Annotated in this window: 18 protein-coding genes and 2 tRNA genes; 10 read left to right on the forward strand and 10 right to left on the reverse strand. The window is 70.5% G+C overall.

Features of this window, described 5'->3' with window-relative positions; genetic code table 11:
* Positions 1-60: 60 nt before the first annotated feature.
* The gene (gene ligA, locus AS029_RS04850; protein WP_058231457.1) at positions 61-2,517 is read left to right on the forward strand and encodes an NAD-dependent DNA ligase LigA; all 2,457 of its coding nucleotides are present in this window, start codon (positions 61-63) and stop codon (positions 2,515-2,517) included.
* 75 nt (positions 2,518-2,592) lie between these two features.
* On the opposite strand, the gene AS029_RS04855 is transcribed toward ligA, so the two are convergent.
* Both AS029_RS04855 and AS029_RS04860 read right to left on the reverse strand, forming a co-directional pair.
* Entirely contained in the window at positions 2,593-3,093 is a 501-nt protein-coding gene (locus AS029_RS04855) for a hypothetical protein (RefSeq protein WP_058231458.1), read from the reverse strand.
* An 87-nt stretch (positions 3,094-3,180) separates the two neighbouring features.
* Positions 3,181-4,860: a long-chain-fatty-acid--CoA ligase gene (locus AS029_RS04860; protein ID WP_058231459.1), complete on the reverse strand. Its 1,680-nt coding sequence runs from the start codon at positions 4,858-4,860 to the stop codon at positions 3,181-3,183.
* 113 nt (positions 4,861-4,973) lie between these two features.
* On the opposite strand from AS029_RS04860, the gene gatC reads away from it, so the two are divergent.
* The 6 genes from gatC to AS029_RS04890 all read left to right on the forward strand — a co-directional run bounded on the left by gatC (position 4,974) and on the right by AS029_RS04890 (position 10,858).
* Complete coding sequence (gatC, locus tag AS029_RS04865; RefSeq protein WP_058231460.1) at positions 4,974-5,273, forward strand: Asp-tRNA(Asn)/Glu-tRNA(Gln) amidotransferase subunit GatC; 300 nt, start codon at positions 4,974-4,976, stop codon at positions 5,271-5,273.
* A complete protein-coding gene (gatA, locus tag AS029_RS04870; protein WP_058231461.1) occupies positions 5,270-6,811 on the forward strand; it encodes an Asp-tRNA(Asn)/Glu-tRNA(Gln) amidotransferase subunit GatA in 1,542 nt (513 codons plus the stop codon). Before gatC ends, gatA begins: the two co-directional genes overlap by 4 nt.
* On the forward strand, positions 6,811-8,328 hold the full coding sequence (gene gatB, locus AS029_RS04875) for an Asp-tRNA(Asn)/Glu-tRNA(Gln) amidotransferase subunit GatB (RefSeq protein WP_058231462.1): 1,518 nt from the start codon (positions 6,811-6,813) through the stop codon (positions 8,326-8,328). The genes gatA and gatB overlap by 1 nt, the downstream gene beginning before the upstream one ends.
* 305 nt (positions 8,329-8,633) lie before the next feature.
* Positions 8,634-9,890 (forward strand): DNA polymerase IV, encoded by a 1,257-nt coding sequence (locus AS029_RS04880; RefSeq protein ID WP_058231463.1) that lies wholly within the window; start codon positions 8,634-8,636, stop codon positions 9,888-9,890.
* Positions 9,891-9,969: 79 nt separating this feature from the next.
* Positions 9,970-10,290: a hypothetical protein gene (locus AS029_RS04885; RefSeq protein ID WP_058231464.1), complete on the forward strand. Its 321-nt coding sequence runs from the start codon at positions 9,970-9,972 to the stop codon at positions 10,288-10,290.
* On the forward strand, positions 10,265-10,858 hold the full coding sequence (locus AS029_RS04890; protein WP_058231465.1) for a nucleoside/nucleotide kinase family protein: 594 nt from the start codon (positions 10,265-10,267) through the stop codon (positions 10,856-10,858). The genes AS029_RS04885 and AS029_RS04890 overlap by 26 nt, the downstream gene beginning before the upstream one ends.
* 9 nt (positions 10,859-10,867) lie before the next feature.
* On the opposite strand, the gene AS029_RS04895 is transcribed toward AS029_RS04890, so the two are convergent.
* From AS029_RS04895 to AS029_RS04920, 6 genes are all read right to left on the reverse strand, one after another.
* On the reverse strand, positions 10,868-11,350 hold the full coding sequence (locus AS029_RS04895) for a DUF2017 family protein (RefSeq protein ID WP_228375878.1): 483 nt from the start codon (positions 11,348-11,350) through the stop codon (positions 10,868-10,870).
* Positions 11,347-11,646: an ATP-dependent Clp protease adapter ClpS gene (gene clpS / locus AS029_RS04900; RefSeq protein ID WP_082642175.1), complete on the reverse strand. Its 300-nt coding sequence runs from the start codon at positions 11,644-11,646 to the stop codon at positions 11,347-11,349. The genes AS029_RS04895 and clpS overlap by 4 nt, the downstream gene beginning before the upstream one ends.
* A complete protein-coding gene (locus AS029_RS04905) occupies positions 11,646-11,927 on the reverse strand; it encodes a metallopeptidase family protein (RefSeq protein ID WP_228375887.1) in 282 nt (93 codons plus the stop codon). Before AS029_RS04905 ends, clpS begins: the two co-directional genes overlap by 1 nt.
* A gap of 226 nt (positions 11,928-12,153) precedes the next feature.
* Positions 12,154-12,229: transfer RNA gene (locus AS029_RS04910), tRNA-His, on the reverse strand.
* Positions 12,230-12,265: 36 nt separating this feature from the next.
* On the reverse strand, positions 12,266-12,892 hold the full coding sequence (orn, locus tag AS029_RS04915; RefSeq protein WP_058231467.1) for an oligoribonuclease: 627 nt from the start codon (positions 12,890-12,892) through the stop codon (positions 12,266-12,268).
* Between the two features lie 35 nt (positions 12,893-12,927).
* Positions 12,928-13,003: transfer RNA gene (locus AS029_RS04920), tRNA-Arg, on the reverse strand.
* 102 nt (positions 13,004-13,105) lie between these two features.
* On the opposite strand from AS029_RS04920, the gene AS029_RS04925 reads away from it, so the two are divergent.
* Positions 13,106-13,315 carry a hypothetical protein gene (locus AS029_RS04925; protein WP_058231468.1) on the forward strand — a complete coding sequence of 70 codons (210 nt, stop codon included), beginning with the start codon at positions 13,106-13,108 and terminating at the stop codon, positions 13,313-13,315.
* Positions 13,316-13,614: 299 nt separating this feature from the next.
* Here AS029_RS04925 and yczE read toward each other — a convergent pair whose 3' ends face one another.
* Entirely contained in the window at positions 13,615-14,223 is a 609-nt protein-coding gene (yczE, locus tag AS029_RS04930) for a membrane protein YczE (RefSeq protein WP_058231469.1), read from the reverse strand.
* Between the two features lie 61 nt (positions 14,224-14,284).
* Between yczE and yczR the strand changes: the two genes are divergently transcribed.
* On the forward strand, positions 14,285-15,703 hold the full coding sequence (yczR, locus tag AS029_RS04935; protein WP_058231470.1) for a MocR-like transcription factor YczR: 1,419 nt from the start codon (positions 14,285-14,287) through the stop codon (positions 15,701-15,703).
* Positions 15,704-15,723: 20 nt separating this feature from the next.
* Here the strand turns inward: yczR and AS029_RS04940 are convergent, their stop codons facing one another.
* Positions 15,724-15,981, reverse strand: coding sequence for a hypothetical protein (locus AS029_RS04940; RefSeq protein ID WP_058231471.1), 258 nt, complete (start codon positions 15,979-15,981; stop codon positions 15,724-15,726).
* Between the two features lie 203 nt (positions 15,982-16,184).
* On the opposite strand from AS029_RS04940, the gene AS029_RS04945 reads away from it, so the two are divergent.
* Entirely contained in the window at positions 16,185-16,715 is a 531-nt protein-coding gene (locus tag AS029_RS04945) for a single-stranded DNA-binding protein (RefSeq protein ID WP_058231472.1), read from the forward strand.
* Positions 16,716-16,752: the final 37 nt, after the last annotated feature.

Below are 16,752 nucleotides of genomic sequence, written 5' to 3' on the forward strand. Positions count from 1 at the left end.
CCCTCCGACACGGTCGCAAGGCCCTCGGGCGATGTCGTACCCCGTCCCTAAGCTGAGACGGTGACTTCCCCCGACCAGCTCCCCGACCTCACCCTCGACGACGCGCGCGTCGAAGCGGCCGAGCTCACGCAGCGCATCGTCGATGCCCGCGAGGCGTACTACGGGCGCGATGCCGAACTCGTCGACGACGCGACCTACGACGGGTGGATGCACCGTCTCGAAGCCCTCGAGCGGCTGTATCCGGAGCTGCAGGGGCAAGACAGCCCGACGCTGTCGGTCGGTGCGGCCGAGGCCACCGACCTCGCCACGATCGAGCACGCCGAGCGCATGCTCAGCCTCGACAACGTGTTCTCGCCCGACGAGCTGCGCGACTGGGCCGTGAAGACCGAGGCCGCGGCCGGACGTGAGGTGCACTGGCTCAGCGAGCTCAAGATCGACGGACTCGCCATCAGCCTGCGCTACGAGAACGGCGTACTGACGTCGGCTGCCACCCGCGGTGACGGTCGGGTCGGCGAGATCGTCACCGACAACGCCCTCCGCGTCGCGGGAGTCCCCCGCCACCTGTCGGGGGAGGGGCACCCGGCGATGGTCGAGGTGCGGGGAGAGGTCTTCATCCCGGTCGCGAAGTTCGAGAACCTCAACCGTCTCCAGGGCGAGTATCGCGACCGCGCGGTGGCCGAGGCGCGCGAGCGCGCCGCCGGACGACGGGGCGGACGCGCCTTCGACGAAGAGAAGGCCGAGATCGCCGCCGCGCGACGCTTTCCGGCGTTCGCCAACCCGCGCAACGCCGCGAGCGGGGGGCTGCGCCAGCAGATCGAGAAGAAGTCCGGCCTCGAGCTCGAGGCCGGACTCGCCCGCATCGACTCGCTCGCCCTCTACGTGCACGGCATCGGCGCCTGGCCCGACCCGCCGGTGGCGGCGCAGAGCGAGGTCTACGAGCTGCTGGCGTCGTGGGGCCTGCCGACCTCGCCCTACAGCCGTGTCGAATCGACCATCGACGGGGTGCTGTCGTTCGTCGCGCACCACGGGGAACACCGTCACGACGTGGAGCACGAGATCGACGGCGTCGTCGTCAAGGTCGACGAGCTCGCGCTCCACGACGAACTGGGCACCACCAGTCGCGCGCCGCGCTGGGCGATCGCCTACAAGTACCCGCCCGAGCAGGTGAACACGAAGCTGCTCGACATCGTCGTGTCGGTCGGGCGAACCGGCCGGGCGACCCCGTTCGCGGTGATGGAGCCGGCGAAGGTCGCGGGCAGCGTCGTGCGGCAAGCCACCCTGCACAATCAAGACGTCGTGAAGGTCAAGGGCGTCCTGATCGGCGACACCGTCGTGCTGCGCAAGGCGGGCGACGTCATCCCCGAAGTCCTCGGGCCCGTGGTCGAACTGCGCGACGGGAGCGAGCGCGCCTTCGTCATGCCCGCGGACTGCCCCGAGTGCGGCACGCCGCTGCGGCCGGCCAAAGAGGGCGACATCGACCTGCGGTGCCCGAACGCGAGGTCGTGCCCGGCGCAGGTGCGCGGACGCGTCGAGCACATCGGCTCCCGGGGGGCGCTCGACATCGAGGCCCTCGGCGAGGTGACCGCGGCGGCTCTCACGCAGCCCGAGGTGCCCGAGCGCCCGCCGCTCGACACCGAGGCCGGCCTGTTCGACCTCACGATCGAGCAGCTGGTGCCGATCGAAGTCGTCGTCCGCGACTCCGAGACCGGCGAACGCAAGGTCAATCCCGACACGGGGGAGCTCGTGCGACGGGCGCCGTTCCAGAAGCTCGGTCCCGCGTCGTACCCGCCGGGCTCCGAAGACCTCGACCCGGCCGAGCGGCGGCGCCGTGGCATCCGCAAGGACTTCCGCGAGGTGCGGCCGTCGGAACAGGCGACGAAGCTCGTGGCCGAGCTCGAGAAGGCGAAGTCGAAAGACCTGTGGCGCCTGCTCGTCTCGCTCAACATCCGTCACGTCGGTCCGGTCGCCGCCCGGGCGCTCGCGCAGTGGTTCGGCTCGCTCGATGCCATCCGCGCCGCGTCGCGCGACGAGCTCGCGGCCGTCGAGGGCGTCGGTGGAATCATCGCCGACGCCGTGATCGACTGGTTCGAGGTCGATTGGCATCGGGAGATCGTCGAGCGCTGGCAGGCTGCGGGCGTGCGTTTCGCCATCCCGGGCCACCCCGGGCCGGGGGCTGCGGCCGCGGCCGGCGGCGTGCTCGCCGGTCTCACGGTGGTCGCGACGGGCTCGCTCGAGGGGTACACCCGGGAGGGCGCGCAAGAGGCGATCATCGCCGCCGGCGGAAAGGCGGCGTCGAGCGTGTCGAAGAAGACCGATTTCGTCGCGGCGGGGCCGGGCGCCGGCTCCAAGCTCGCGAAGGCCGAAGATCTGGGTCTGCGCATTCTGGATGCCGCGCAGTTCCGCATCCTCGTCGAGCAGGGTCCCGCGGCGCTCGACACTGAGGACGCAGGCGATGCGCAGAGTGTCGACGACGCCGACAGCGTCGACGGTGTCTCACCTACGGAAGAAGCCGACTGAGTCGCACATCGCCGCGGTGCGGGCCACCCGCACAGACAAGAGGGGCAGCGGCCTCAGCCCCCGCCCCTCTTGCCGTCAGCCCTGGCAGACCGTGCCGGCCTCGGTGAAACTCTGCTGCAGCGCCGTCACCTGCGTGCCGAGTTCGCCGAGCTTGCCGGGGTCGGCCGTGACGCTGGCGAGGAAGGCCGCATACTCGTCGAGTTGCGCGCTCGCCTTCTGCGCTGCCGGGGCGACATCGGCGTTGGTGATCTGCGCGAAGTCGCCCTGCACCTTCTCGCTGAGCTCCTGGAACCGCGTGAGGTTGCCCTGCGGATCCGACGAGTCCATCGACTGGCTGGTCGAGACGACGTCGTTGAACGAGGCGATGATGATCTGGCACGCGTCGGCCTTCGACTGTCCCGTCGCGTCGGTGCCGGACTCGGGCGCCGACGAGGCCGATGCCGAGGCGACCGGCGTCGGAGCGACGGACTCGGCGGGTGCCGCGTCGGTCGTGGTCGAGGCGCCCCCGGAACATCCGGTGAGCAGCAGCAGGGCAGAAGCGGCGACGAGCGCGAACGGCGAACGAGAAGTGGTCAAGAGATCCCCCAGAGGTCTTGGTCGAGCCGGAACTTCCACCGTAGCGAGTGGCGGGAGTCCGTCAGGGTCTCCCGGTCGACCGTCGCGTCATGACGACAGCAGCCGATCGCGCACCTGCCTGCGAAGCACCTTGCCGATGAGCGAACGCGGCAGATCTTCGACCACCTCGAGGCGCTTGGGCACCTTGTACGGCGTCAGGATGCCGCGAGCGAAGGCACGGACGGCCTCGGCGTCGAACGACTCCGGGTCGACCGGCACGACGGCGGCCACGACCTGCTCGCCCGAGTGCTCGTCGGGCAGGCCGACCACGGCGACGTCGGCGACCGAGGGGTGCTGCCGCAGGACGCTCTCGACCTCCGTCGGGGCGACATTGAAGCCCCCCGTGATGATGAGCTCTTTGATGCGGTCGACGATGCGGACGAACCCGGCCTCGTCGATCGTGACGATGTCACCCGTGCGGAACCAGTCGTCGACGAACACGGCCGCCGTCTCTTCGGGCTTGCCGTAGTAGCCCCGGAACACCTGCGGTCCGCGCACGAGAAGCTCGCCGCGTTCGACGTCGGTGTGCGGATCGTCGGGGTCGACCACGCGGCACTCCGTGCCGGGGAGGGGGAGACCCACCGTGCCCGCGACACGATTGTCGGCGACGGGATTCGCCATGAGCACGGGGGAGCACTCGCTCAGCCCGTAGCCCTCGACGAGGTACCCGCCGGTGGCTTCCTCGAACGGTACGACGAGGTCGTGCGGCAGGGCCATCGCGCCGGAGATGGCGATATCGGTGCCCGCGAGCGAGACGCCCCGCTCCTGGGCGGCTTTGAGAAGGCGGTCGGCGATCGGCGGCACGAGCGGGAGGAAGGTCGCGGGGTGCTTCTTGGTCACGGCCAGCACGAGGTCGGGATCGAACCTCGGGAAGAGCACCAGGCGCGCCCCCATCGACATCGCGAAGGTCAGGCACAGTGTGAGGCCGTACGCGTGGAACATCGGGAGCACGGCGTAGACCACGCAGCCCTCGCCGCGGACGATCTGCGGAACCCACGCCCGCGCCTGCGCCGCGTTGGCGAGCAGGTTGGCGTGCGTCAGCACGGCGCCCTTGGGTGTGCCGGTCGTGCCGCTGGTGTACTGGATGATCGCGAGGTCGTCCGCAGCTGGTCGCGGATGAGACGCGGGCAGCGGTGCGTGGCCGACGACGTCGTTCCAGTCGATCGCGCCCTTCGTCTTGGCGTGCAGGGCGGCACGCGACTCCCGCGCCTTCGCCACGGGCAGACGCAGCGCGAGGCGCGTCGTCCACGGCATCGCGCGCGTCACGTCGACGGACACGAGGGTGTCCACGCGCAGGTCGGCCGGGAACTCCTGCACCGTCGCGACGACCTTGCTCCAGACGATCGCGTGCTTCGCGCCGTGGTCCTCGAACTGTTTGCGCAGCTCCCGCGGGGTGTACAGCGGGTTGTGCTCGACGACGATCGCGCCCAGCCGCAGCACCGCGTAGAACGCGACGATGTGTTGTGGACAGTTCGGCAGGACGATCGCGACGGGGTCCCCGGCCCGCACGCCGCGTGCCTGCAGCGCGCCAGCGGCGCGTGCGATCTGATCGGACAGCTCGGCGTACGATGTCTCGCGCCCGAAGAACTGCAGGGCGGGGGCGTCGGGATAGTCACGCACCGAGGCGTCGACGATGTCGATGAGCGAACCGCTCTGGGGCTCCAGATCGGCGGGGACCCCCGCGGCGTAGCTCGAGGTCCAGGGTCGAGGCGGGTCGAAGCTCGTCACTCCGTCAGCCTATTGCGTGCGGTTCCGACACCGCCGGGCTTGTCCACACCCCTTGCGCGTGGCGTCACTCCGCCCGTCCGAAGCGGCGACGGCTCGCGAACTAGAATCGACGGGTGTCTGAAATCACTCCTGATCTCGTGCGCCATCTCGGTGTGCTCGCCCGGATCCAGTTGAGCGACGAGGAGGTCCAGAGCCTCACCGGCCAACTGGATGCCATCGTCGACAACATCGCGAAGGTGTCCGAGGTGGCAACCCCCGACGTTGTCGCGACGAGCCACCCGATCCCGCTCGAGAACGTCTTCCGTCCCGACGTCGTGCAGCAGCAGCTGACGCGCGAGCAGGTGCTGCAGAACGCTCCCGACCAGGCCGACGGCCGGTTCCGGGTCACCGCGATCCTGGGGGAGGAACAGTGAGCGACCTCACGCGTCTGACCGCGGCCGAGCTGGCCGCGAAGCTGTCGGCATCCGAGATCTCCAGCGTCGAGGCGACGCGAGCGCACCTCGACCGCATCGCCGCCGTCGACGGCGACGTGCATGCGTTCCTGCACGTGAGCGACCACGCGCTCGACGTCGCGGCCGACATCGACCGCCGCCGCGCGGCCGGCGAGCAGCTGCACGAGCTCGCGGGCGTCCCGCTCGCCGTCAAGGACGTCCTCGTCACGACGGACATGCCCTCCACCAGCGGGTCGAAGGTCCTCGAGGGCTACATGTCGCCGTACGACGCCACGGTCGTCGCGCGCTCGCGCGCCGCGGGCCTGGTGCCGCTGGGCAAGACGAACATGGACGAATTCGCCATGGGCTCCTCGACCGAGTTCTCGGCGTACGGGCCGACCCGCAACCCGTGGGACCTCGATCGCATCCCGGGCGGCTCGGGCGGTGGATCCGCCGCGGCCGTCGCCGCGTTCGAGGCGCCGCTCGCGCTCGGCTCCGACACCGGCGGCTCGATCCGCCAACCTGCCCACGTCACCGGCACGGTGGGCGTCAAGCCCACCTATGGCGGGGTGAGCCGCTACGGCGCGATCGCGCTGGCATCCAGCCTCGACCAGGTCGGCCCGGTGACCCGAACCGTCCTCGACGCGGGCCTGCTCCATGACGTCATCGGCGGACACGACGCCAACGACTCGACCTCGCTCTCCGACGCGTGGCCCTCGTTCGCCGCCGCAGCCCGCGAGGGTGCGAGCGGGCAGGTGCTCAAGGGCCTCAAGGTCGGTGTCGTGCGCGAGCTCGACGGCTCGGGCTTCCAGGCCGGTGTGGCGTCGTCGTTCCGCGCGGCGCTGTCCGCGATGGAGGCGCAGGGCGCCGAGATCGTCGAGATCAGCGCTCCGCACTTCGAGTACGGCGTCGCCGCGTACTACCTGATCCTCCCCGCCGAGGCGTCGAGCAACCTCGCGAAGTTCGACTCGGTGCGCTTCGGCCTGCGGGTGAACCCGCAGGGCGCCGCCACCGTCGAGAACGTCATGGCCGCGACCCGCGACGCGGGCTTCGGCCCCGAGGTGAAGCGGCGCATCATCCTCGGCACCTACGCCCTGTCGGCGGGCTACTACGACGCCTACTACGGCAGCGCGCAGAAGGTGCGCACCCTCATCCAGCAGGACTTCGACGCCGCCTTCGCGCAGGTCGACGTCATCGCGACGCCCTCGGCCCCGACCACGGCGTTCCGCCTGGGCGAGAAGATCGACGACCCGCTGCAGATGTACCTCAACGACATCACCACGATCCCCGCAAATCTCGCGGGCGTCCCGGGCATCTCGATTCCGAGCGGCCTGGCCGACGAAGACGGCCTGCCCGTCGGCATCCAGTTCCTGGCGCCCGCCCGCGAAGACGCGCGCCTGTACCGCGTCGGTGCCGCACTGGAAGCGCTGCTCGTCGACCAGTGGGGCGGACCGCTGCTCGACAAGGCCCCCTCTCTGACCCTTCGACAGGCTCAGGGACCGAAAGCAGGAATGATCTGATGGCGAAAGATGCCCTGATGGACTTCGACGAGGCGCTCGAGATGTTCGAGCCCGTCCTCGGCTTCGAGGTGCACGTCGAACTCAACACCGCGACGAAGATGTTCTCGTCGGCGCCGAACCCGGCCAACGAGGCGAACCACGGCGCCGAGCCCAACACGCTCGTCGCCCCCGTCGACATGGGGCTTCCCGGGGCGCTTCCCGTGGTGAACCAGGAGGCCATCCGCTCCTCCATCAGCCTGGGCCTCGCCCTCGGCTGCTCGATCGCGCCGTCGAGCCGCTTCGCGCGGAAGAACTACTTCTACCCCGACCTGGGCAAGAACTATCAGATCTCGCAGTACGACGAGCCGATCGCCTTCGAGGGCTCGGTCGAGGTCGAGCTCGCCGACGGCACGATCGTCACCGTGCCGATCGAGCGCGCGCACATGGAAGAGGATGCCGGCAAGCTCACCCACATGGGCGGCTCGACCGGTCGCATCCAGGGTGCCGAGTACTCGCTCGTCGACTACAACCGCGCCGGCGTGCCGCTCGTGGAGATCGTCACCAAGCCGATCTTCGGCGCGGAGCACGCGGCCCCCGACCTGGCGAAGGCCTACGTCGCGACGATCCGTGACATCGTGCGCGGCCTCGGCATCTCGGAGGCGAAGCTCGAGCGCGGAAACCTCCGCTGCGACGCTAACGTCTCGCTCCGGCCCCGCGGTCAGGAGAAGCTGGGCACCCGCACCGAGACGAAGAACGTCAACTCGATGCGCTCGGTCGAGCGCGCGGTGCGGTACGAGATCCAGCGGCAGGCCGCGATCCTCGCCAAGGGCGGCACCATCACGCAGGAGACGCGGCACTGGCACGAAGACACCGGGCGCACCTCTCCCGGGCGCCCCAAGTCGGACGCCGACGACTACCGGTACTTCCCCGAGCCCGACCTGCTGCCGGTGGTCCCCGCGGCCGAGCTGATCGAGGAGCTGCGCGCGGCTCTGCCCGAGCCGCCCGCCGCCCGCCGCCGGCGTCTCAAAGCCGAGTGGGGCTTCACCGACCTCGAGTTCCAAGACGTGGCCAACGGCGGTCTGCTCGACGCGGTCGCCGAGACGGTCGCCGCGGGCGCCGCTCCCGCCGCCGCCCGCAAGTGGTGGACGGGTGAGATCACCCGTGTCGCGAACGCGCAGGAACGGGATGCCGCCGACCTCGTGTCGGCCGCCCACGTCGCCGCCCTGCAGCAGCTCGTGGACGCGGGCACCCTCACCGACAAGCTCGCCCGTCAGGTGCTCGAGGGCGTCATCGCCGGGGAGGGCACCCCGCAGCAGGTCGTCGACGCCCGCGGTCTCGCCGTGGTCTCCGACGACGGCGCGCTCATCGCCGCGATCGATGAGGCCCTCGCGGCCCAGCCCGACGTGCTCGCGAAAATCCGCGACGGCAAGGTGCAGGCCGCCGGCGCCGTCATCGGCGCGGTGATGAAGGCGATGAAGGGCCAGGCCGACGCCGCGCGCGTGCGAGAACTCGTGCTGGAGCGCGCCGCCGCGCAGTAAGACACCGGATGCCACGACCCCGCCGTCTCTCTCGGCGTGGGTCGTGGCATCCGTCGTTCCCGCATCGCGCCGTTCCGCGTGTCCCCGCCCCGCTCCGTTTCGCCTGCCCCTCGCCCCGCTCCGTTTCGCCTGCCTCTCGCCCCGCTGACTTGCGCCTTATGTGCGCGAGAAACGCGCTTTCGCGTACATATCCCGCGAGTCACCGGGGCCGTGGCCCGTCCCGGGCCGAGGGCGGTGGCCTGTATCGGCCCGAGGGCGGTGGCTGTCCCGGCCCGATGTCGGAGGTCGGGGGGAGAATGGATGCCATGGGACGCGGAGACGGCACGGGGCGCATCGTCTCGCGTCCCGACGCCGATGACACCGGTACGGGCATCCTCCACGTCGACATGGATGCGTTCTTCGCGTCGGTCGCCGTGCTCGACGATCCGTCGTTGGCGGGCAAGCCCCTCATCATCGGCGGGTCCGAGGGGCGCGGGGTCGTTTCCAGTGCCTCGTACGAGGCGCGGCGTTACGGGGTGAAGTCCGCCATGCCGGTGTCGATCGCGCTCCGCCTGTGCCCGACGGCGATCGTCGTGAACCCGCCGTACCACCGCTACACCGAGATGTCGCGGCAGGTCATGGCGATCTTCCACGACGTCACGCCCCTGGTCGAGCCCCTGTCGATCGACGAGGCGTTCCTCGACGTGCGCGGCGCGCGTCGGCTGTGGGGGAGTCCCGGAACGATCGCACGCGATCTGCGGGCGCGGGTGAAGGCCGAGACCGGGCTGACGTGCAGCATCGGTGTCGCCGCGACGAAGCACGTCGCCAAGATGGCGTCGACGATCTCCAAGCCCGACGGGTTGCTCGTCGTGGCCGCGGCCGACACCGAGGCCTTCCTCCGGCCTCGTTCCGTACGCGCGCTGTGGGGCGTCGGGCCGAAGGCGGCCGAAGCGTTGGAGTCCCGTGGCATCCGACTCGTGTCCGACATCCTCGACACGCCCCGGCACGCGATCGACCAGGTGCTGGGAGCGGCGATGGGGGAGCGCATCTGGCACCTGTCGCGGGGAATCGACGCGCGAGAGGTGCACACCGGCCGCGCCGAGAAGAGCGTCGGTCACGAAGAGACGTTCCACGCCGACATCTCCGACACGCGCACCCTGCACGTGGAGTTCCGGCGTCTCGCGGATCGTGTGGGCGCACGGCTGCGCGCGCAGCAGTACGAGGCGTCGACGATCTCGATCAAGGTGCGGTTCTCCGACTTCACCACCTTGAGCCGGTCCCGCACGCTCCCCGAGCCCACCTCGGTCGGGCAGCGGATCGGCGACGCGGCCATCGAGCTGTTCGACACGATCGACCGGCGCCAGGCGGTGCGGCTCGTCGGCGTGCGCGGCGAGAAGCTGAAGCCGGCGACGATGGCCGCGACCCTCTGGGACGACGACGCCGAATGGCGCCGGGTCGAGGGCGCGCTCGACGGTGCGGCGGCCCGATTCGGCCGCGGGGCCGTCACGCGCGGGTCGCTGCTCGGCCCGTCGCGGGGTGGCGGAGCGCTGCCGACGAACCCACGGCCGTCCTACGACCACTGAGGTCCGCGACCTGTGGCACGCGCGGCCACCGGACGCAACACCCTCACCGATCCCGGGGCGCCGCCGCTACGGTGGGGACATGCCCAACATCGCACTCGAACTCGGCAAGCAGTCCACTCAGTTCGGCGTCACCGCCGCCTACGGCGAGCAGCAGGACGTCGACGGCGTGCGCATCGTCCCCGTCGCCCTCGTGTGGGCCGGGTACGGTGGCGGCTCCGACGAGCAGGGCAACGGCGGGGGCGGCGGCGGTGGCTACACGCTGCCGCTCGGTGCCTACATCCGCCGCGGCGACGACCTGCGTTACGACCCGAACCTCGTGTCGCTGCTCGCCGTCGGCATCCCGTTCGTGTGGGTCGCCGGTCGCGCGCTCAGCCGTGTCATCCGCGCCCTCAAAAAGTAACACCGACGCCGTCGACGACGCCCTCACCGCGGCGGTCGCCGCGGTGGCGGCGCGCATCGTCGCGGTCGGGGCTCCGAACCCCGTCGTGGTGCTCGACGGTCGCAGCGGCGCCGGCAAGAGCTCGCTCGCGCGACGCCTCGTGGCGGGATGGCCAGGGCGTGACCGCGTGCAGCTCGTGGCCCTCGACGACGTCTACCCGGGCTGGGACGGACTCGCCGACGGCGCGGCATATGCGTGCGAGATCATCCTGCGTCCTCACGCCCGCGGCTTGATCGGCGTGTGGGAGCGGTGGGACTGGGGCGAGGGTGCGCGCGCCGAGGCGCACGCGATCGACCCGTCGCTGCCCCTGATCGTCGAGGGCGCCGGGCTGTTGACCCCCGAGGTGGCCCGGCTGGCCGACGTCTCGGTGTGGGTGGACGCGCCGACGTCGTCGCGGCGCACCCGCGCCCTCGATCGCGACGGCGACACCTACCGACCGCACTGGGACCGGTGGGCTCGTCAGGAAGACGCGCACATCGACGCGCACGACCCCGCATCGCTCGCGACGCTGATCGTCCGCATCCCCTGATCGTGACGTTCAGGTGCGGTCGAGTGCCGTGATGAGTCCCTCGAGGCGGTAGCCGATCCAGTCGTAGACGCCGAAACGCGGATCATCCGGCTCGTGATCGTCTTCGGTCTGGATGCCGAGTCGCGTGGCGAGCACCAGACGCACCGCCGAGAGGGTCCGCATCCAGGCCTGGGCCTCGCTCTCGCCGAGGGCGACCGCGATCGTGGCGTCGGGGTCGCTCGCCGGATCCAGGTCGGCACCGTCGATCCCGAGCGTGCGCAACACCGTCTCGGCATCCTGACCTCGCCGTTCGAGGAGATCGCCCTCGGTGAGGCGACGGAACTCACGGCTCGCCGACGCGTCGTCGGGGTAGGCGTCAGGCGTGAGACGCGCCACGGCGGGGTCGTCGGTCGACCGCGACGCGGTGAGGAGGTCGCGGAACTGGCCGACGATGCCGGCGAGATGGAGTGCCTCGAGTCCGCTGACCTCGAGCACGACGATGCGTTCGCTCACGAGGGCTCCTTCCTGACGGTCGCCCAGAGACCGTAGTCGTGCATGGCCTGGGTGTGGGCCTCCATGATCTCGCGCGGTCCGCGGGCGACGATCGCGTGTCCGTCGTGGTGCACGGCGAGCATGAGTCGATGGGCGGTGGCGGCGTCGAATCCGAAGTAGCTGCGGAAGACGTGGGTGACGTAGCTCATGAGGTTGACGGGATCGTTCCAGACGACCGTCTGCCACGCTGCCGGGGGCTGCTGCGACAGGTCGTGCTCGAGCGAGGAGTCGAGGTCGGGGGTTGCGAGTCCGCCCATCACGCCCACCCCAGTTCGTGCAACCGGTCGTCGTCGATGCCGTAGAAATGGGCGATCTCGTGCACGAGGGTGGTGTGGATCTCGTCGCGGAGCTCGTCCTCATCGGCGCAGGCGGCGAGATGGGGCTCGCGGTAGACGATGATGCGGTCGGGCAGCTCGCCGACGCCGTACCGGTCGCGCTCGGTCAGCGCCCACCCGTCGTAGAGGCCCAGCAGATCGAGGGAGCCGTCTTCGGGCCGATCCTCGACGACGAACACGACGTTGTCGAGCCCGTCGATCATGTCGTCGGGGAGCTGATCGAGTTCGTCGACGACGAGCCGCTCGAACGCCTCGTGGTCGAGCACGAACGGGCTGTCGGCGTGTTGCACGCGGGCCTCCCGAAGTGTGAGAAACGGATGACGTCGGCGGGACGTGGCATCCATCGTCGATTCTACGGGCCGGGCACCGCCGCGCGCCGGGAACGCGAGAGCCCGGCGGATCGTCTCCGCCGGGCTCTCGTCTAGGTACTGGGGTGGCTAACGGGACTTGAACCCGCGACCCCCGCGACCACAACGCGGTGCTCTACCAACTGAGCTATAGCCACCATGTGTCTGCCGCAGCAGACAACTGAACGATTATGTCACACGTCCAGCGCGAACGACGACACGGCCGCCGTCGAGACGGCCTTTGCCTCGTCGCTCGTGGGCCCGGGTTGCGGCACGAAGACCGCGGCGCGGTAGTAGGCGAGTTCGCGGATGGACTCGCGGATGTCGGCGAGCGCTCGGTGGCCACCGTGCTTCGTCGGCGCCTGGAAGTAGGCGCGCGGGTACCAGCGGCGCGAGAGCTCTTTGATGCTCGAAACGTCGACGTTGCGGTAGTGGAGCCACCGATCGACGCGCGGCATGTACTTCGCGAGGAACATGCGGTCGGTGCCGATGGTGTTGCCGGCGAGGGGGGCTTTCCCCTCGACCGGCGCGAAGCGCTGGATGTACTCGAGGGCCTGGAACTCGGCATCCGCGAGGCTGACGCCGTTCGGGATCTCGTCGAGCAGGCCGGACGAACGGTGCATCTCGGTCACGAACTCGCCCATGTTCGCCAGCGCGGAGTCGTCGGGCTTGATGACGATCTGGAACCCGGGGTCGAGGACGTTCAACTCGAAGTCGGTGATGACGACGGCGATCTCGACGAGTTCGTCGACCGCGAGGTCGAGGCCCGTCATCTCGCAATCGATCCAGACGAGCCGGTCGTTCTCGGAGGCGTTTACCATCCCCACATCCTACTGAGGGGCTCCGACATCGGATCTGGTCCCCCAGACACGATTCGAACGTGTGACCGGCGGATTAGAAGGCCGCTGCTCTATCCACTGAGCTACTGGGGGTCGTTCACAGGATATCGGTCGTCTCCCGCCGTCAGCACCAGCCCCTGGCGCGCCGATGCTCGCAGGCGTATCGTCCCGGCCAACGAGAGCAAAGGAGCACTCATGTCTGACACCGTGACCAAGCGTCTCTGGGTGGCCTACGGACCCAACGGGGTCGTCGGAAAGATCCAGCAGGACGCAGAGGGCTACAGCGTCCACATGGCCGGCAAGGACGAGCGGTTGGGCGTATACCCGTCGATGGAGATCGCCAAGAACGCCGTCCACGCGCATCTCAAGCCCGGTAGCGACCGGCCGGAGTTCCGGGAGCACTGACGCGGCCTTCGGCGCCTGACTCGAGGCGAGCACGGCGGCTCCGTTGGGAGCGCGTGCTTCGACCGTCGTGAAGAGACGGGTACGGCGGCTCCGTCGTGAGCGCCTGCCCCGCCCGTCGTATGCGGGCGGGCATGGCGGCTCCGCCGTTCATGCGCGCACCGTCCGTCGTCCACAGGCGGGCACGGCGGCTCCGCCGTTCGTGCGCGCCCCGCTCGTCGTGCGCCGGCCTCCCCGCCCACCCCGGGAGGTATGCGGGTGGGCGGGGATGCCGTCGGCGCGCCCGGGCCACAGGCGCCGCCTCACACGCGCGCGAGTCGACGTGCGCGCGGTGCGGGTTTTGTGAAAGCGAGCATCGGCATCGCGACGTGGACGAGCGGTCCGATGCCGAGGGCGAAGACGACCGTGCCCACGCCGACCGTCCCGCCGAGAAGCCAGCCGAGCACGAGCACCGACCCTTCGACGAGCAGGCGACACGCCCAGATGGGCCAGCCGAAGCGGCCGTGCAACCCCGTCATCAAGCCGTCGCGAGGCCCCGGACCGAATTTCGCGCCGATGTAAAGACCGGATGCCACGGCGACGAGCACGACGCCCGACACCAGGAGCAGCGCCTGGAGCCAGAGCTGGTCGGGGTGGGGGAGCACGCCGAGGGCGATCTGCATGCTCGTGCCGACCAGCAGGATGTTGGCGATCGTGCCGAGGCCGGGCTTTTGACGAAGCGGAATCCAGAGCAGGAGCACGGCGAGGCCGACGATGTTGGTGATCCACCCGATTCCCACGCCCGTGACGCGCGAGAGACCTTGGGCGAAGACCGTCCAGGGGTCGACGCCGAGACCGGCCGCCACGGTCAGCGCGCAGCCGACGCCGTAGAGCGCGAGTCCGACGACGAGGCGAGTAATCCGGGAGAGCATGAAGGAATCCAATCACCGGATTGGATATTTGCAAGGATGCCAATTCGGCTAACGTGGCCCCATGGATTCGCGCATCTCCGCCCGTGCCCTGGCCTCCGCCCTCGGCGGGTGGCGGGGGAGCGGGCCCGCCTACGAGGCCCTCGCCGACGGCGTGCGACTCCTCTGCCTCGACAACCGTCTCGCGCCCTCGACGGCCCTGCCCGCCGAGCGCGAGCTCGCGGCGGCGCTGGGGTTGAGCCGTACCACCGTGGCCGCGGCCTACCGCAGCCTGCGCGACACCCGCCACATCGAGAGCCTGCGCGGCAGCGGCAGCGTGACGCTGCCACTGCGCCGCAATGACCCCGGCAGTCTGGACGGTGCCGGGGTGTCTATCGACCTGCAGCAGGCGAGTCCGGCCGCGTGGCCGGGATTGCCGGCGGTCGTCGCGGAGGCGATGCAGGACGCACCAGCGCTGGTCGCACGCATCGGCTACGACGTCGTCGGCGACCCGACCCTGCGCTCCGTGATCGCCACGCACTACACCTCGCGCGGTCTGCCCACGTCGCCGGAGCAGATCCTGGTCACGACCGGGGCGCAGAGTGCCATCCACCTCATCGCCTCGGTGTTGTTGAGCCGCGCCGATCGCGTGATGCTCGAAACGCCCACCTACCCGCACGCCGCCGACGCCTTCCGCCGCGTGGGCGCACGCCTGGTCGGCGTGCCTGTCGATGCGGCGGCCGGTTGGGACCTCGAGCGCGCCGCGCAGAGCTTCGCCCGCGCGCTGCCCACCCTCGCGTACCTCATGCCCGACTTCCACAACCCGACCGGTCGCACGATGTCGTCTGAGGAGGCGTCGGCGTTCGTCTCGGCGGCGCAGACGGCGGGGACGCTCCTCGTGCTCGACGAGACCACGGCGCAGCTCGACATCGACCGGGCGTCGGGGCCGGCGCCGTTTCCCGACGATGAGCGCATCATCCGCGTGGCCTCGCTGGGCAAGACGGTGTGGGGCGGTCTGCGGGTCGGGTGGGTGCGCGCGGCTCCCGACATCGTGCGGCGTCTGGCCAGCGGCCGTCCGGTGCACGACCTCGGCACGCCGGAGATCGAACAGGCGATCGCAACGCGTCTCGTGCCGCGGCTCGACGAGATTTCCCGCCAGCGCGGCGACCTGCTGCGCGAGGGACGCGACGCTCTGGTGACGGCGCTGCGTGGCACGCTGCCCGGCTGGCAGGTCCCCGACGTCGATGGCGGGGTGTCGCTCTGGGTGGGTCTGGGCGAACCCCTGAGCACCCCCCTTGTCATGAACGCCCGTGCGCGTGGGTTGGCGCTGTCGGCGGGTTCGCGTTTCGCGGTCGAAGGGGGTCACGATCGGCGCCTGCGCGTTCCGTTCACCGCGCCGCCGGCGACGCTCGAACGAGCCGTCGAGGTGCTGCGCCATGCCTGGGATGACGTGCGAGGGGGACGCACGACTCCCGCGCGTGAGGATTTCGCCACCGTGGTCTGACCCTCGCCCCCGTCGATCGCTCACCGCGCGTAGCGCAGGCATTCGAGGGCATCGTTCGACGACCAGAACTCGCCGAGGCGACGGAACCGACCGGATGCCGCGTGGAACCGCTCGGCGGCGTACCGCCAGTCGCCGTCGGCCGCGATCGCGCGGACGTGGCCGACCACGATGCCCCTCGGGTCGGCGATGCGCCACAGACCGGCGGCGACATGGGTCGCCGCCCCCCACCCGGCCGGGCGCGGGGCCGGAGCGGGGTCGTTCCACAGTGCGGCGCTCATGTCGTCGACGGTAGGACCAACCTCCGACATCGGGATCGACGCGGGTGCCGCCCCGTCCTCCCCACCGCGGGAGCGACCTCGGTTGTCCACCGAACCGCTCATTCGGGCAACGCGCGAGGGGGCTCCGAGGTCATCCTGAACGTGCTCCGGCATCCGTCGGGCACACGGATGCCGGAGCGTACATCACGTCGAGAGGACACATCATGAGCGACCACATCACCCTCGTAGGCAACATCGTCGGGGATCTCGAGCAGCGGGCGACGCGCGGCGGCGGCTCCGTCGCCGCGTTCCGCCTCGCCGTCGGCGAGCGCAAGCTCGACCGGGAGCGCGGCGAATGGGTCGATGCGCACACCAACTACTACTCGATCTCGGTGTTCGGCGAGCTCGGCGCGAATGCGTTGCGGTCCCTGCACAAGGGCGAGCGCGTCGTCTTGAGCGGGCGACTCCGCCTTCGGGAATGGGAGACCGAGACCAAACGCGGGGTGAGCGCCGACGTCGTCGCGGATGCCATCGGACACGACCTGCGCTGGGGCACGACGCGATTCGAACGCACACCGAAGCCGAACGCGCAGGCGGGAACGGCCGGCGTCGGGGGTACCGGGAACGACGGCGCGCCGAGCGAGGCGGCCTGGTCGGTGCCGGGTGCATCTCCGGAGCCGGCGGGTGTCGTCGTCGGAGTCGGTGCCGGTTCGGGCGCAGAAGCCGTCTCACCCGGTGACGAGACACCGTTCTGATCAGCGAGCCGTGGGGCGGCCGATCGGGCGCGAGGCG

Source organism: Microbacterium enclense (genome assembly GCF_001456955.1).
GTDB lineage: Bacteria > Actinomycetota > Actinomycetes > Actinomycetales > Microbacteriaceae > Microbacterium > Microbacterium enclense.

Excerpts from the sequence above, each read along its gene's own strand:
- yczR (WP_058231470.1), top strand. The coding sequence starts at position 14,285 with ATGGATTCGCGCATCTCCGCCCGTGCCCTGGCCTCCGCCCTCGGCGGG.
- AS029_RS04885 (WP_058231464.1), top strand. The coding sequence starts at position 9,970 with ATGCCCAACATCGCACTCGAACTCGGCAAGCAGTCCACTCAGTTCGGC.
- AS029_RS04905 (WP_228375887.1), bottom strand. The coding sequence starts at position 11,927 with ATGATCGACGGGCTCGACAACGTCGTGTTCGTCGTCGAGGATCGGCCC.
- AS029_RS04945 (WP_058231472.1), top strand. The coding sequence starts at position 16,185 with ATGAGCGACCACATCACCCTCGTAGGCAACATCGTCGGGGATCTCGAG.
- AS029_RS04925 (WP_058231468.1), top strand. The coding sequence starts at position 13,106 with ATGTCTGACACCGTGACCAAGCGTCTCTGGGTGGCCTACGGACCCAAC.
- yczE (WP_058231469.1), bottom strand. The coding sequence starts at position 14,223 with ATGCTCTCCCGGATTACTCGCCTCGTCGTCGGACTCGCGCTCTACGGC.
- gatB (WP_058231462.1), top strand. The coding sequence starts at position 6,811 with ATGGCGAAAGATGCCCTGATGGACTTCGACGAGGCGCTCGAGATGTTC.
- AS029_RS04880 (WP_058231463.1), top strand. The coding sequence starts at position 8,634 with ATGGGACGCGGAGACGGCACGGGGCGCATCGTCTCGCGTCCCGACGCC.
- orn (WP_058231467.1), bottom strand. The coding sequence starts at position 12,892 with ATGGTAAACGCCTCCGAGAACGACCGGCTCGTCTGGATCGATTGCGAG.
- clpS (WP_082642175.1), bottom strand. The coding sequence starts at position 11,646 with ATGGGCGGACTCGCAACCCCCGACCTCGACTCCTCGCTCGAGCACGAC.
- AS029_RS04940 (WP_058231471.1), bottom strand. The coding sequence starts at position 15,981 with ATGAGCGCCGCACTGTGGAACGACCCCGCTCCGGCCCCGCGCCCGGCC.